A 16574-nucleotide genomic window follows, 5' to 3' on the forward strand; every position below is an offset into this window, starting at 1 on the left:
TCCACTTTTTGCATCTTACATACTATACCCAGACAAAACTCAGGGTATTTAGCACCAAAAAAGGCCATCTCATTTTTTAATATGAGACAGCCTCTTTTTAGTATCTAGCATTATTGATATTTGGTAGTTGCAGATAAGGTCCGAATTCCTTATCTTTCTATAGACTCCTTATAAAGGCAATTCACTTCAACCATAAAATCATGAACCAATCTGCTTTAAAATTCGGCTTCATTTCTGGAGGAATTCAATCCGCACTTATGGCGGTATTTTCTCCCATTATACTTTCCAAAGAATCCTCTTTGGCCTCATCTCAAACTATTGGCTACATCAGTATGTTTGTAGCCTTGGCTCTTATTTTTTGGGGAATAAAAGAACGTAAAGCCAAAGGCCTAGGTGGAGAAATCACTTTTAAACAAGCACTGGAAACCGGTGCTTTAATTGCCATTATTAGTGCATTGATTTATACAGCAGCTTGGATGATAATATCTGGCCTTAACCCTGAGTTTAATGATAGAATAGCCGATATGTATAGAAACGATTTAAGCAAAACGAACCTTTCTCCAGAGGAACTATCAAAAGCATTAACCGAGATAGAAATCTCTATGAAACACTATGAGAACCCCTTAATTAAGTTTGCCATGACCATATTGGAAATTTTGCCAATTGGGCTCTTCGGTAGTTTATTAGCTTCTTGGATTCTTAGAACCAAAAAGGATTAGTACAAATAGATTTCGTCAATAAACAGCCAGCCTTCCTGCCCTGCCCCACCATGCCATTTAGGCAATTTGTTTATTGGCTTGCCTACTATTTTGAAGTATTTATAAGACTTATCCATCGCAAAATTCACTCCCTCATAGGTTACGCTTCCTTGCTCTTTTAAAGCCTCAGGACTCTTACTCGCTATTAGTTTTAAAGAGTTTCTATCATTTCCGGCCCACACTTGAATTTCTTGCGGCGGCATGATATAACTCCCAACATTTTTCAAATAACTCACTGTCAAACCTTTGACCTTGTCTTTGGCGTTTATTTTAAGTAAAATTTCCGCATTACTACCCTTATAACCTAGCCAGGCGAAATCTTTAAAGTTGGCCTTATCGCCCTGTTTTTGGTCAATAACCGTACTACTGCCAACACCAGGATATTGGCTATGAGTTGGTGCTAGTAACCAAGCACTATCAGCCTTATAATTACCTCTAAAGAAAGTAAAGTCTTTTTGGTCTGACACATACCAACCTTCCTTGGTAGCTACCGTTTTTATTTTAGCGAATCCTTCAACCGAAATTTCGTTTTCATAGATATCTCCACTTACAGAGTCTATTTTACTTCCATCCGTGGTATATCTAATTTGAACATTTGGTAATCCATGCTTAAGCTGAACCTTTTCACCTGCTTTAAGCACAGGAGATTTATTAACCAAGGACGGAGGATTAATTTTCAGCATGTCTTCATCAGTAGGTACAAAACCTCTTGAGACAACAACCTTCTTATTTGACTTTTCAAAAGCGTCAACTTCAGCAACATCTAAGCCCGTATTCCAGACAAAAAGCTGCTCAAGTGCAGGGAAATTTGCAAGCTTATCTAAACTTCCTTCTTCTAAAACACAGCCGCTTAAACTTAGGCTCGTCAGATTTTTGAGTTTTGACAAGGCCTCTAAATTTTCACCTGTAACGTCGGAACTGTTTAACACTAGTTTTTCGAGATTTTCAAAACTAGAAATCAGGTCTAAATCTTCATCTGAAACAGGCATTTTAGCGAGATTCAACTCAACCAATTGCCCTGAAACCTTTTTAAGATTTTCCAGGGTAGCTGGGTCATACCTTTCTGTTACATAAAAACTGGCTTTTAAAGCAGGAGAATTTAATGCCAAGGCCTCTACGGTACAAAATGGCGTTTTTACCTCTGCCAAAGTACTTTCAGAAGCTGCAGAAAACTCATAAACCTTTTCTTCTTTTCCGCCACCGTATTGTTTCATCACCATTTGACGAAGCGAGTCACCTTCGGAAAGTTCTGCTATACTTAAATCTGTTTTAGCACCTTGGTTAATCCATTGCTCTAGAATTGCAATTTCTAGTGGAGTCAACTGAGGTTTGCCTTTAGGCGGCATGTGTTTCTTATCTTCAAGTGGTAGCTTCGCACTTTGTATTATGTGACTATTCAAAGCATCGCCCGCCAACCAAAGTGGCCCATCTTCACCGCCTTTCATAATCTTAGAAAGCGAAGCCATATTAAGCTCTCCTTTCATTTTTTTATCATTATGACAGGAAAGGCATTTTGCTTCTAAAATAGGGTTGATAGCTTCTGAAAAAATAGGTCCTTTGGGGTCAAAAGCTTTTTCCGTTTCTTTTTGAAGCGGAGCAAAAACATAGTTAGCTCCATGTGTAATTTCGCCACCCAAATGGCCCGTAATCAATATAACTAGGGCAGAAACCACCGTAAGTGGCTTACTAAATTTCCATGATTTCTCTAGAGATAAATAAGCTACCCAAAGTATGAGACTTGTAAGAATTCCCAGCCATTTATGCCACTTTAATTGCTCAGCAGCATAACCAGCCTCTTGTCCTAAGAAAAACCCAAAAAGTGCTGTTAAGGCTGCAGTAAAGGCAGAAATAAGAAAAAGAAACTGAAGGAGTTCGTCAAGTTTGGTTTCTTTGAAAAGCTTTGAACCCAAGTGCAGAAAAGCAGCCACAAAGAACACTCCAATAGGGAAATGCAAAAACAAAGGATGCACCCTACCCAAAGGAGCAAAAAGCAGCGGCAAATCTACTTTTGACTCAAAAATCAATAAAAAAACGAGCATCACATTGAGCAATATCAATATGGACGAACCTACTTTCTGAACTTTATTCATTTACCAAACACTCGTTTGTTTTAAGCAATAATATCATTAATAACCTTTCCGGCAACATCTGTCAGTCGGTATCTCCTGCCGAGGTGCTTATAGGTTAATTGCTCGTGGTCTAAACCCATCTGATTCATTACTGTTGCATGAAAATCATTGACATGCACTGGGTCCTTAATTATGTTATATCCTAAATCATCGGTTTCTCCATAAACCATTCCTGGCTTAATACCTCCACCAGCCATCCAGATACTGTAAGCTCTAGGGTGATGGTCCCTACCATAATTATCTTCTGTAAAACCTCCTTGGCAGTAGTTAGTTCTTCCAAACTCTCCTCCCCAAATCACCAAAGTCTCATCCAACATTCCTCGCTGTTTCAGGTCTGTTACCAGTGCTGCTGAGGCTCTATCTACCTCTTCTGCTTGTAAGGCCATTTCATTTGGTAAGTTTCCGTGCTGGTCCCATCCTTGATGGTAAAGCTGCACAAAACGAACGCCCGATTCCGAAAGCTTTCTAGCCAACAGAGCATTGGCCGCATAAGTACCAGGAACTAAGCACTCAGGCCCGTACATTTTTATAGTGGCGTCAGATTCTTTTGAAAGGTCTGTTAATTCTGGAACGGCGGTTTGCATACGGTAAGCCATTTCGTACTGCTGTACTTTGGCTTGCACTTCTGGGTCACCATTTTTATCAAAACCCATGTGGTTAAGCTCCGCTAATTTATCTAGCATCTTTCTACGAGATGCCTTACTCATGGCGTCTGGATCGTTCAAATATAAAATTGGGTCTTCTCCACTGCTAAAAAGTACGCCTTGATGGGTAGAATCTAGAAAGCCATTTGTCCAGAGTTTAGAATAAACGCCTTGCCCATTTCCTCTTCCTCTAGAAAGTAAAACTGTGAATGCTGGTAAATTTTGATTTTCACTCCCCAAGCCATAGCTCATCCAAGCACCCATACTTGGTCTGTTACCAATCTGAGAACCCGTCTGCATAAAAGTAAGGGCCGGGTCATGGTTTATGGCCTCTGTATGCATAGAACGCACTATACATAGGTCATCCGCTATATTGGCAATATTAGGAAACAAGTCGCTTATCCACGCTCCTGATTTACCATATTGTTTAAAATCATAATAGGAACCTACCAAGGGAAACTTGCTTTGACCAGAGGTCATACCAGTTAGCCTTTGACCATTTCTGATAGATTCCGGCAAATCTTGCCCTGCCATTTTATTGAGCTTTGGCTTATAATCAAAACTCTCCAACTGGCTAGGTGCACCATTTTGAAAGAGATAGATTACCCTTTTGGCTTTAGGAGCAAAATGCGGTATACCTACTGGTAAACCTTCTGTAAGGCCTTTGCCTCCTTTGAATAGGTCTGGCATCAGTAAAGAGCCAAGAGCTATCCCACCAATTCCAGCGGCGGCTTTTCCTAAGAAATGCCTCCGGTTTACGTTCATTCTGTTATTAAAGAAATCCTTATCCATAATCTATACTTTAGTAATGGCCTCCTCCATATTATACATTAGCTGAATGCAGGCCATCAATGCCGCTTTCTCAACTGTTTTCACTTCAATATTACTTTTATACTCTCCAGCCTGTAGAATTTTATTAGCCTTTGCTGGGTTTTCTTTGAAATAGGCCAACTCCTCATTATAGTAGTCTTCAAAAAGCTCTAATTCCTCACTTTCCGCTACTCTACAAAGAATCATGCGGAAGGCCGTTTCTAATTTATTCTCTACTTCTTTATCTACCAGTTTTTCAGATAATACTCTTGAAGCCTCCAGAACCGTAGGGTTATTTAGCATAGCCAGTGCCTGCAACGGGGTGTTCGTTGTAATTCTTTGAACCTCGCATTGGTCTCTGTTACTAGAATCAAAAATCAGCATAGATGGTGGCGGCACAGTCCTTTTAATAAAAACGTACATTCCTCTTCTATACAAATCATCACCGTGGTCTTGCACATACTTAGCTAAAACCCCTCTCCCTGAGGTAGCTCCTTCCCAAATACCGTCTGGCTGATAGGCCTTGATACTAGAACCGCCTATTTCTTCATTTAACAAACCCGAGCTTGACAGTACTAAATCTTTAACTAACTCTGCCGATACACGTTCTCGACTACTTCTTGCTAAATAAATATTTGTGGGGTCTGTATTAAGGTGCTTCTTCTCCACTTTAGAAGATTGTTGATAAGTGGCGGACATCACTATTTGCTTTACCAACCTTTTAATATTCCAGCCATTTTCTTTAAAATCAACTGCCAACCAATCTAATAATTGAGGATGCGACGGCAGGTCGCCTTGCATACCAAAATCACCTGTAGTTCTTACTATTCCCATTCCGAAAAACTGCTGCCAAATTCTATTAACATAGACTCTAGAGGTCAATGGGTTACTATCGTCAATCAGCCATTCTGACAAGCCAAATCTATTTTGGGCAAACTTAGTAGTGTCAAAATCCATGATGCTTTTTGGTAAACCAAAAGGTACTACCTCTCCCAAAGCATCATAGTTTCCTCTTTCTAGTAAGTGGGTAGGTCGCAACTCGGCTTGGTCTTTCATGACCATCACCTCTAATTTGGCCGTGTCTTTTTTATTGATGAACTTAAAAATATCATCAACTTCTTCATTTGTGATTTGCATTTTGGGCGGGTCAGCCAATGAAGCTAAGGTAATATCTCCTACCAGTCCTTTCTCTGGCACTTGATTAAAAAACGCAAAAGAACTGTAATACTCTTTCTGCGAAATGGGATCATATTTATGGTCATGACAGTGAGCACACTCAAAAGTCAAAGCCAAGAAACTTTTCCCGAAAGTATTTACCCTATCTGTTACATATTCTATCCTATATTCTTCGTCAATCACGCCGCCTTCTTGCGTAATTTTATGGTTTCTATTAAAGCCGGTAGCCAAAATAGACTCCTTTGAAGGTTTCTCAATCAAATCACCGGCAAGTTGCCACTGCAAAAACTTGTCGTAAGAATAATTCTCATTGAAGGCATGAATCACCCAGTCTCTCCATGGCCACATAGTTCGTAGTCCATCATCTTGATAGCCGTGAGAATCTGCATACCTGGCTACATCTAACCAAGGAAGAGCCATTCTTTCTCCATAATGTTTACTTTGCAATAATTCATCTACCACCTTTTCAAAGGCAAACTCTGAATCGTCTGCCAAAAAACTTTCCTGTGCTTCAATGCTTGGAGGCAAACCTATTAAATCAATGTAAACTCGTTTTAATAATTGCTCTTTGGTGGCCTTATCGCTAGGTGAAAGATTGTTTTCTTTCATTTTGGCGTAAACAAAATAGTCAAGCTCATTTTGAACCCAATCTTTATCCGCCTTCGGCAATTCTGTTTTTTCTGGAACAATGAACGCCCAGTGTGGCTTATACTCCGCACCTTGCTCTATCCACTTTTTTATAAGTTCAATTTCAAATTGACTTAATTTCAAATTTGACTCTATCGGCGGCATCATCTCCGTGCTATCGCTAGTTATTATACGCTGATAAACTGCTGATAACTCAGGCTTGCCCGCGACTAATGCATGAGCATCGGGTGAGTCTTTCAATGCAGCGAAAGCTCCTTCGGGTGTATCTAGTCGCAAATCTGCTTCACGAGTGTTAGCATCTGGACCATGGCATTTAAAACATCTATCAGAAAGAATAGGTCTGATATGGAAATTAAAATCGACTTGATCAGGAATAGTAGTATCAGCAGCTTCAGAAGAATTACACGATTCAAAAACGGCTATACTAAGGCATAGGCCAAAGGCCAATAAGACAAATTTTATTTTAACATTCATAGTAATAGGTTGAAGAAGTGTTTTAACACTCTAAGCAAATATAGGCCTTTGAAAAACAAAAAGAAATATTTAAAAAGTGAACTATCAAGGTCAGAATAGACGAATAGGCTAAAAGTAAAGCTGTAAACACAAGATTATAGAATTCCTCAAACTGAAAATGATGAAATAATATCTCCAATTGCCAAAAGAGGTCAAATAGTTTTTCACACTACCAATGACTGGACACCTTCCAAACCATACATTGACTATTAGAATATGCTTCACTCCTATTCCTTGCAAAAAATCCAATAGAACTTTCTTGCAACATTGTTGCATTTGAGAAAATACAACTTCTATATTTGCAACACTGTTGCAAATAGTTTGATGCCAAGAAGAATTTTCGAGCCAAAACCCCTTTTCCTGCTGCTATTCTATAGCATGAGTATGGTATCCTTATGGCTTCACAGGCATGAGTCAGAACACTTTTCTAACAATTCAAACTATATCCAAGCAGGTTCTTGTCAAGAATCCAAGAATTGCAATCATCGAGTACACTTTAAAATTAAGGTTCCTAATTGCGATTGGTGCCAAGTTCACCAAAAACTAACACAAATATGGTGTAAGACATCTTTCTATTTCAAACATTATCATCTCACTTTTGAATTTGAAAAAGAACTGGAAAATCCAGCTTCTAGTTTAGTCTTTTTTAATTCTGCCAGAGGCCCTCCTACTTATTAAATCAGTCTAATTTCAAGTTATTCTAAAACATCTTTAATGAAAGCTAGGCAACACTCTAGTAAAATGATGTAGTACCCAAACATGTCAAATAAAATGAAAAAAATACAATTCAAACACTTTACAATACTTCTCTTTATCTCTTTCACTATCCTCTCGTGCACCGAAAACGAACATGAAATAGAACCAGATAACTTAACTGAAGAACATAAATACCTCCGTCTCTTAGTTTCTGATGAAGTCGAAAACTCCTTATATTTAGTGGCTCCTCTTAGTGGAATGGTTACGAGTTTCGATGCCAAATTTCCAAAATCAGCTTTATACAAATCGGACGCTGGTAGGTTTGTAGGCATAGTTCACAGAGAAAACAACTTCATAGAATTCTTTGACAGTGGGTTTGAATTTCATGGAAACCATGTAGATGTAAGAGGAACCCCTAAGTTTGGAGCTATGGTAGGTGAGTCATTACAACCAACTCACTTTAAAAGTAAAAATGATGAAATACTAATTTTCAATGATGGAGACGGCACCCTTTCCTTGGCAAGTGAATCAGAAATTCAAAGTACAGGCGTGAAGATGAAAACCATAAATGCCGGCTTACTCAAGCATCATGGAGCAATGGCTATTTTTTCTAACGGAACCTATGCTGTAACAGAAAAAGACAACAGCATTGCAGGTGCACTACCAGAAAGAGTGAAAATAATTGACAAGCAAGGTAATACCTTACACAACTCTCAAATAGCTACACAAGGGATACATGGTAATGCCACCGACGGCAATTATGCCGTTTTCGGCTCGGCTAGTGGCGTACTTGTAGTTGAAAGTAGTGGCGAACAAAAGCTTATTCCACATCCGGAAGATTTTGATACCGCATGGTTTGGAAGCATTTTAGAAACTTCTACTCCGGGAAAATTTGTAGGGTACACTGCCGCTAAAGGAGCTTACTTAATTGATGTAAACACTGATTCTGTGAGCCCAATTTTTGAGAGTACTGACATTATGCAATGTAAAATAAGCTATAACAGCTCTAAACTAGGAGTATTGCTCCATTCGGGAGACTTCAAACTTTTTGATTTAAGCACTTCTTCACTATTAAAAGAGGGAACAATTATTAATTCGACCGAGAGTGCTTCAACACAAAAGCCTCAAATAGAACTGACTGAAAGGTTTATCTATGTTACCCAACCTATGAAAGGGGAAATATTAAAAATCCTGCTTTCAAATTTTTCGAATAAGGAAAATATAAAAGTAGGAAACACTCCATATAGAATAGCCTTACTAGGTCCCGAGAGCAGCGAAGACCATTAAAATACACGATTTAAGTAGTGCATCATATCTATGGTGCATTACTTATTCTCTGGTAAGTCTAACTAGAACTCTAAACCAAAAAAATAGACTAGCAGTCCGCAAACTATTCGAACGTTCCTCTGCCTCTTAAATTTTCTTAAAACGAAAAAAGCCCAACCATACGGTTGAGCTTTTTTGTGATCCCAGAACGATTCGAACGTTCGACCGTCTGCTTAGAAGGCAGTTAATTTTCACTTATCAATACTTGCCAATTTTACGTAAGATTCTACAAATAAGAAGTTTAACAAAAAATGTATTTTTCAACAATTGTCGGATATTGTCACAAATTGCTACATTTGTTTAAACTATGTTTAAACCAAGATTAAATAGCTAAACAAATGGCCTCGATAAAAGTAGTCCTATTCGCATCAAAAATTTTACGAAATGGAGAGCATCCTATAATGCTCAGAATAACAAAAGATCGTAAAACGAGGTACTCCTCACTCGGCCACTCTTGCCACGCTAACTTATGGGATAAGGTCAAATGTTTGCCAAAACGAAAACATCCTCAATTCAGAGAACTTTCAATTCTTATAGAGCACAAGAAATCTGAGGCAACCAAAAAACTGTACGCTCTAGAAACAGAAGATGAACATAAAAGTTTGGAAGAAATTCAAAAACACATTACCAACAAAAAGCAATCTACTACCATACTTGTTTACATAGATAGTATCAAAAAAGATTTAGAAGATGCTGGAAGAATTGGCAACTCCAAAGTTTACAAAGACTTAAAAAGAGTTCTTACAATATTTCTAAAAAAGAAAGATATAAGCCTCACCAGCATCACTCCTTCTTTTCTAAAAAAACTAGAACAACATTTTAGAGTTCTTGGCTGGAAGCCAAATACTATGAGTGTTTACTTTCGAACCCTACGCTCTACAATTAATAAGGCTATCGTTGACGGCTATTTAAATAAAGACAAGAACCCATTCACTAACTACTCAATTTCACATTTAAAAAATGAAACGGACAAAAGAGCAATAAGCCAAACCGAAGTAAAAAAACTGGAAGCTTTAGAGATCACACATCCGAAGGAAAAACTAGCCCAAGACTTCTTTATGTTTAGTTACTATTGCTCTGGCATGAACTTCATGGATTTTGCAAAAATCGAAGTTTCCCAAGTTTACACCATAGAAGGAAAGTCTTTCCTCAGCTATACAAGGAGTAAAACGAAAAAACTTCTGAATGTTCAGCTTGTGCCTCAAGCCTTAGACATATTCCAAAGATATAATGAATATAAAGAGAGTAACGATTACATATTCCCCGTACTAGACAAAGCGAGACATATAGAACCAAAATCAATTGCCAATAGAATTCAAAAAGTAGGAACCCAGATTAATAAAGACCTAAAAGTCCTAGCTGAGCGAGCGGGAATCACAACTTCACTCACAACTTATACCGCCAGACACAGTTTCGCCACGACATTAAAACGACTCGGACAATCAACAGCAGTAATATCAAACATGATGGGACACAAGACTGAGGCAATAACCCAGGTTTACTTAGATAGCTTCGAGAATGAGGTTTTGTATGAGGCTAGTTTGAAGTTGTAGAGGAAATTATTTTATAACTCAATTCCCTGATTCAAGGACTAATAACGTCTTCTTAGTGCTATGAAGTTTTCACTTCTAAATTGACTGATTCGAATATCCAATTTTATATCCTATCTACCAATGCATTACATTAGACTCCAAAAAAGACATTAAAAATACTGGTTTAATATCGGCCTTGCTTTAGCCTGACATTTACGTTTAAAAAGAATATTTCATGGATACTAGCGACCTAAAATTAGAAACAGCCTGAGTATCTGTAACCTGACCTTTATTGTTACTATTAGGTTTACCATAATTAGCGGTTGTAAACTCTCCTTCTAATGAAACACTTACAGCCCCTGGGCTGTAAACCAACCTTGGGGAAATTCGAGTTACACTTTTGATATTTTCGCCTCTTGAATACATTGCACCTTCTATAATTTTCTGTGAACCCAAGTTCTCGGTAAATCCACCAAATAATCCAAAATTTATTTTTTTAAGTTTTAATTCTAAATCCGTCCAAATAGAAGCTGTATTTAAATTTGCAAATAACTTTTCTCCAGTTTCTGCATTTATTATTCTACTTACAGCATAACCACCAATCATTAACTGATCGTACGCATTTTGAGCATATACACCTTGCAATTTGAATGTCAATGATTTTAATGAAGAACCTATAAAAGCAATAGCAGACACGCTAGATAGTGCATTTTTCGTTGAAAATATGTCACCAGCTTCATTTGATGTAAACAATTCGGGCACTATTTTTTTATAATCTAATCCGATTCCACTCCTAAAAGTAGAAGTATCCCCACCATACTGAACTTGTAAATGAAGATTAGGTAAGCCCGAATTACGTAAATAATGCGACCCTGGCCCTTCAGGCCCTGTACCAGTAAAATCCCTTTGAGCCAGTAAACTTCCAATTACCTTCAATTCACCCATTTTCTGCTGTACCGTGACCTGTGGGTTTCTTGACATAGGATGAAAAGGAGCACCAGCACTAAATGAAACTACTTTTGGAAAAAAACCTTGGGTAGACATTGGGTGCCAATCCTGACCTATCAATAGTTGCGTTGTACGCCAATTAAATTTCATATAAGCATTAAATAATCTTAAACCATTCAAGTCGCTAAAGCTTTTATTTTCATTTCCATAAAAATCCGCTTCCATTATTCCACTCGAACGAGCTCCCAAAAATGCAGGTCCTTCAATATTACATCTAATTCTACTATGTATAGAAAGCATATTAAAACTAGCTTTCAAATTGACATCTCTTCCATTTCCATCAAAAAGAACATCCTGAGGATATAATGTAACTAGAGCTTCACGAGCATTAACTGTTTGCCGTATATCCCAAAACATATCATATTTAATAAAGCCTGAAAATGTAAGAAATTCACCGACTTTTCCCGTTTGAACAACAGCCAAAGACGAATCATTTTGATAGGTAGCATCGTTTGAATTCTCAAAAGTTCTCCCCCCAAAAAATATTGTCGCCCCCTCTACCGAATCAATTGATAAAAAAAATATAATATATAATAAAAAGACAATCCGTTTTTTCATAATTATAGTGATATGTCTGACTTGGGGTTTAGGTTAAAGTATTATTAAGTCAAGTTTTGTATTCTCGCTTAAAAGCTATCTGATTTTAAGTATTACAATTAGCCCTTTTCTTTGTTTCATTAATTTCTAATCAAACCCAACCACTTTATACAATCTACCGTCAGCTTTAGTAAAGAAATATAGCTCGCCATCTATTCCTAGTCCTAGCCGTGAGTCTGGCTTGGCTGTCCCAACAATATCCTGAAAAGTAGTTTGTTCACCATCTACCAAAATCTCGATCTCTTTCATAGCACCCTTCTCCCCCAACAATAACTCCTCCATTTCTAGGAGAAACACACGACCATTAGTTATATCAGAAAAAACATATTTATTTTTCAAGGCAGGTACTAACAAGCCATTGTAAACGAACCCTCCCGAAATTGCATTCCCTTCGTCATGGTCATATTCAAGTATTGGATAGGTATACCTCCCTTTTTCTTCATCGTTTGGCAACTTATATACTTCATTAATATCCCCTTTGGGATCTACTAAGAAACGCCCTTCTCTATATGGCCACCCATAGTCAGCCCCAGCTATACCAAGGTTTATTTCTTCAATGTTAGATTGACCAATATCATTAATAAGCATTGCTCCACCTGGAGTCCAGCTGATTCGATTAGGGTTTCGGAAACCCAAACAAAATATTTCTTGAAAAACCTTAGTATTCTGACTTCCTAAATAAGGATTGCTTTTAGGAATCCCATAGCGTCCATTTTTACTATTTCGCCCCATTGGATCAATTCGCAAAATAGAACCCGAAACTCCCGTATTATCGGCACAAAGCTGATAATACCCTTTTTTTTCTGTTGAACCTCCATCACCAACACAGATATATAGTAAACCGTAGTCTTCCTCCCAATCCTCTTTAAAAGGATTAAATGTTATTTCCTGTACGCCGTGAGAGGTTGTTAACAAGTCAATACGTAGCACCTCACGTTCTTCACCTACAAATGGTAATTTAGAGGAGTCCTTAATTTTCCATTCTGTTAGTACCCATTGAAGGCCCACTTTTATTGAATCAGCCAGAGTCAAGTCTCCTTTAAGGCTACTGTTGCTTTCGGCATGTGTAGTATACAACAAACCATTTTTATTGAAATTTGGATGAAAAGCAAAACTCCCAAAACCTGTACCCATACCAGGTGAAGAAACAAAATTTGGTTTTAAGCTTTCTATATTGAGAGCTACATACCAATCTTTACCTTTAATCTCGTATAAGACCCCTCGTTGATCAACAATAAATTGCCTTTCTGGGTCTCCTTTCAGCTTATCCATTTTATTTAACCTAGCCCAAGCGGCCTTAGTGTCGGTACGTGGAGCTGTAGAGTGATATTGCAAATGCAAACGTTCTTCCAACAAAGTAACTTTCTCGGGTATTGGATCTTTTATTGAGGCTGAAGTCAGTTCTTTCTGAATAGCAAAACTTTTTTGTCTTTTACTCATAAAAGCCAAAATAGCTTCAACTTGAGTTGAATCTAGCCAGCTAAAAGAAGGCATCATTTGATTGTATTCGGAATACAATTTGGCAGCTCGAGCATCTCCCGAAGTTATCACTTTTGGAGCATCCATAATAAACTCACTCAACCACTTTTTAGATAAAGTAGAAGTTGTGTATTGCAACCCAGGACCAATACTCCTTTGAGAAAAGTTATGACAAGAAGAACAGTTTTTTTCAAAGAGCAATTGCCCCTCTTGCAATAGCTGTGGCTCTGAAGAATACATTGCTGGTGTATTCTTCACATCCTGGGCAATAGATTCTCCCAAAGCTAAGATTGCAACTAGGAATGTTGATATCGTAATTCTACACTGATGTTGTTTATAAAACCCGAGGTAACAAATAATATTTTTGAAATTTTCCATAAGTAATTATTTAGAAAAGGTCTAAGACCAAAAATCTTTTTTTATATGTAAACACGTACTAGGCCTACCGTCCTCTTCTTAATATTTTAAATACATAATATATAATAATAGAGCGTCAATATCAGGCTCTGACAATATTCCCTGAAACGAAGGCATTTCGGCCTCATATCCCTCAACTATCTTCTTCTCAGGTTCCAAAATAGACTCTCTTAAATAGGAGTCATCAGCCTGAATTGTCGAGCCATCGGTCATTTTTCTTTCTGAGCCATACAAGCCTTTAAAAGGCGGACCATACATCCCTGCAGTTTCAGTACCTGGAGAATGACACCCAAGACATCCCATTTTTTCAAATAGTTCCTTCCCCCTATCCCTGGTAATAGGTGGATCATACTTCATTAAAGAAGACATTTCCACTCCATTTAAATCAAGCTTACTCAAATCAACACCCTCAAAACCAAACAATTCCAGATCTAAACTTTCTACATAGTTCACACTTAACCAAACGCCATCATTTAATAAAGTACCATCACTTGCTTTTAATGTGTATAAAACCTCCATTTGATCAACTTCCTTTATATCCAGGATAAGCAAGAGCACACTCTTTTTATCAGCAGATAGGTAAGAGCCAACTACAGGTAAGACTTCCTCTCCTGCTTCTCCATCCATAGTGAAATGCCCGGAACCATAGTGCTTTGTTCGTTTATAATTCCAACGCTTTACTCGGTAATTAAAAAGATTGAATGCCTCTATAGCATCTAATTGCGAATCAAATGACAACATAATTCCTTGCTTCCCAGTCTTAATTCCGTTAGGTATGTAACTATTTTTTCCGGTATATCTTAACCTTTGGATTGCACTTATTCCTTTTGAACTACTACCAAAAAGATTAAACCCCGCCATATATAATTGTCCATCAAGAGGGCCAATTTCCCCTTTGATAACTGGGGTTGAATAGTAAGAATTAATTGACACAACACCACCTTGAAGTCCCTTGGATGTAGAATCAATTAACACTTTAAAGAGCCCTGGACGACCAAAAGAAAAATGGAGCAGTGATTGGTTTAAAGGCCCCATTTTATCGCTTGTAACCCATACCTGACTTCCAGGAGAGCGATCAACGCGATGAGGAATCCAGCTCAGCGGACGCTTGGGGTCCGGACTATCCTCTCGATGTTTTGTAGCAGGTACTCCAAAATAGTCTCCACTATCAATAACATAAATTGGTGTGCTTGGCACATAATTCCCTTGTTGATCTGTAGCAGTTAGTGCTCCGGAAATTGGGTCAAATCCTAAATAAGGAGCTCGGAACCCTGAGGCCAAAACCTCAGATTGCTTGCCATCAAGAGAAATTCTCATTACAACACCTGCATGATTCGAACCAGCTCGAAAACCCTCAGTCATAGTCTTAGTTATACCTGGTCTTGCTGTTAACCCTCCGCCTTTGGAAATAATAATACTATGTTTTTCTGAGATAACCATGTCAGACGCCCATTCGTAAGATTCTGCCGATTGCTGCATCACATCACTAAAATTTTCATAGTAATCTGCCTCGCCATCGCCATTCAAATCATGTAAACGTATAATGCCCTCTTTCCCATACACATAAATATCCTCTTTATAAACCTCGATACTCATGGGTTCATACAATCCTGAAGCGAAACGCCTCCAAGTCAAACTTTCCAATTTGTCGTCAATACCGCTCAAAATCCATACATCCCCTTCAAATGTTGTAACTGCCGCTTTATTGTTATCCATAAAAGCGATGTCCATTACCCGAATATTTCTCTTCCAAGGATTAGGAATAGGGAGCGTAAGCAAATCAGTTACAAAGGATGCTGTGTCCACCCCTAATTTTCCTTTAGTTAGAACCTCGTCATTCCACCTCATGCTCCCGCCCTCATTGAACATTGGCATTCCTACACGGGTAGTATCTCTTACAAAATGGAACTTTTCTAAATCTTTCACTGCACCTTTCCATAAAAACACGGTAGCCTTCCGATTTAAATTAGATGGAGGAAATGAGACACTTAGGTGTCGACCTTCTGTTACAGCAACTAATGGCTTACTGAGCGATCCTTCACTCACAACACTAACAGCAACAACAGAGTCTCTCTTTTCACCATAATAAATATAACTATTCTCTCCATCACTCTTTTCATCTATTCCTCCTATCAATTCTGTAGCATTTAAGAATAAAGTATCCTCAGATGCTCCGACCTCTAATGCCCTAGTATATATGGTTTCATCTCCATGCCTTACACTCCCTGGCATTTCAAAAATTTCGGTACCAGAAATATCGTAAGACAGCACTACCTTACTCCCATATACGTAAACCCCGTTCCAGTGCCCATAACTCTTTTGTAGTGCTCCCCAAGTAAAGCCCTCACTATATTGTCCCTTTGGACGAACCTCATTAAAAATACGTTTCCCTCTTGACCAGCCTGGATATATACCATTGGCAAGATCTGGCTTTCCAGCGACTAATGGAACAGAATTTTTTTTATTAAAAAAATCCCTATAAGACACCTCAGGTAACATACTTTTTGTTAATCCCTCCCCAGTCCAAGCTACCGACCACCTTAATAAGTCTCGATCAAAACAGACATATGAACTATCATCTAAAAGTATTACCAAGCCTCTCGAGACTACATTATTTTCAGGAAAGCCCACTCCAATCTTTCGGGCATCTATGTATGTACTAAAAAATGGAAAATCAGGCTCTACGAACTCTTTAAATGATAATGGGTCAAATGGGTTTTCTGTAACACGAGTCTTTTCAAATGAGCAACTTAATAAACTAGCAAACAACAGGGTTATAAGTATAACCATGTAGCTATTCTTAATACTCCAAAACACATTTAAAACCATTTCGTGTCAAAT

The 16574-nt window shown here is 38.1% G+C and carries 9 protein-coding genes; 3 read left to right on the forward strand and 6 right to left on the reverse strand.

The annotated features are described in order from the left end of the window. Positions 1-200 precede the first annotated feature (200 nt). Positions 201-719: a DUF4199 domain-containing protein gene (locus tag AADJ06_RS20655; protein WP_341228400.1), complete on the forward strand. Its 519-nt coding sequence runs from the start codon at positions 201-203 to the stop codon at positions 717-719. Here AADJ06_RS20655 and AADJ06_RS20660 read toward each other — a convergent pair. Genes AADJ06_RS20660 through AADJ06_RS20670 form a run of 3 tightly spaced genes read right to left on the reverse strand, consistent with a single transcriptional unit; the run spans position 716 to position 6639 of the window. Next, positions 716-2848 carry a c-type cytochrome domain-containing protein gene (locus AADJ06_RS20660; RefSeq protein ID WP_341228401.1) on the reverse strand — a complete coding sequence of 711 codons (2133 nt, stop codon included), beginning with the start codon at positions 2846-2848 and terminating at the stop codon, positions 716-718. The genes AADJ06_RS20655 and AADJ06_RS20660 overlap by 4 nt on opposite strands. A 20-nt stretch (positions 2849-2868) precedes the next feature. Then, positions 2869-4323, reverse strand: coding sequence for a DUF1501 domain-containing protein (locus tag AADJ06_RS20665; protein WP_341228402.1), 1455 nt, complete (start codon positions 4321-4323; stop codon positions 2869-2871). A gap of 3 nt (positions 4324-4326) precedes the next feature. Continuing rightward, the gene (locus tag AADJ06_RS20670; protein ID WP_341228403.1) at positions 4327-6639 is read right to left on the reverse strand and encodes a PSD1 and planctomycete cytochrome C domain-containing protein; all 2313 of its coding nucleotides are present in this window, start codon (positions 6637-6639) and stop codon (positions 4327-4329) included. 810 nt (positions 6640-7449) lie between these two features. Between AADJ06_RS20670 and AADJ06_RS20675 the strand changes: the two genes are divergently transcribed. Both AADJ06_RS20675 and AADJ06_RS20680 read left to right on the forward strand, forming a co-directional pair. Beyond that, positions 7450-8661 carry a hypothetical protein gene (locus AADJ06_RS20675; RefSeq protein WP_341228404.1) on the forward strand — a complete coding sequence of 404 codons (1212 nt, stop codon included), beginning with the start codon at positions 7450-7452 and terminating at the stop codon, positions 8659-8661. A gap of 377 nt (positions 8662-9038) precedes the next feature. Then, the gene (locus tag AADJ06_RS20680; RefSeq protein ID WP_341228405.1) at positions 9039-10253 is read left to right on the forward strand and encodes a site-specific integrase; all 1215 of its coding nucleotides are present in this window, start codon (positions 9039-9041) and stop codon (positions 10251-10253) included. 198 nt (positions 10254-10451) lie between these two features. Here the strand turns inward: AADJ06_RS20680 and AADJ06_RS20685 are convergent, their stop codons facing one another. The 3 genes from AADJ06_RS20685 to AADJ06_RS20695 form a co-directional block, all read right to left on the reverse strand. Further along, complete coding sequence (locus AADJ06_RS20685) at positions 10452-11798, reverse strand: hypothetical protein (protein WP_341228406.1); 1347 nt, start codon at positions 11796-11798, stop codon at positions 10452-10454. A gap of 126 nt (positions 11799-11924) precedes the next feature. After that, on the reverse strand, positions 11925-13694 hold the full coding sequence (locus AADJ06_RS20690) for a PQQ-dependent sugar dehydrogenase (RefSeq protein WP_341228407.1): 1770 nt from the start codon (positions 13692-13694) through the stop codon (positions 11925-11927). Between the two features lie 78 nt (positions 13695-13772). Further along, positions 13773-16523 (reverse strand): DUF6797 domain-containing protein, encoded by a 2751-nt coding sequence (locus AADJ06_RS20695; protein WP_341228408.1) that lies wholly within the window; start codon positions 16521-16523, stop codon positions 13773-13775. Between the last annotated feature and the right edge of the window lie 51 nt (positions 16524-16574).

This window comes from uncultured Arcticibacterium sp., assembly GCF_964021845.1.
Classification (GTDB): Bacteria; Bacteroidota; Bacteroidia; order Cytophagales; family Spirosomataceae; genus Arcticibacterium.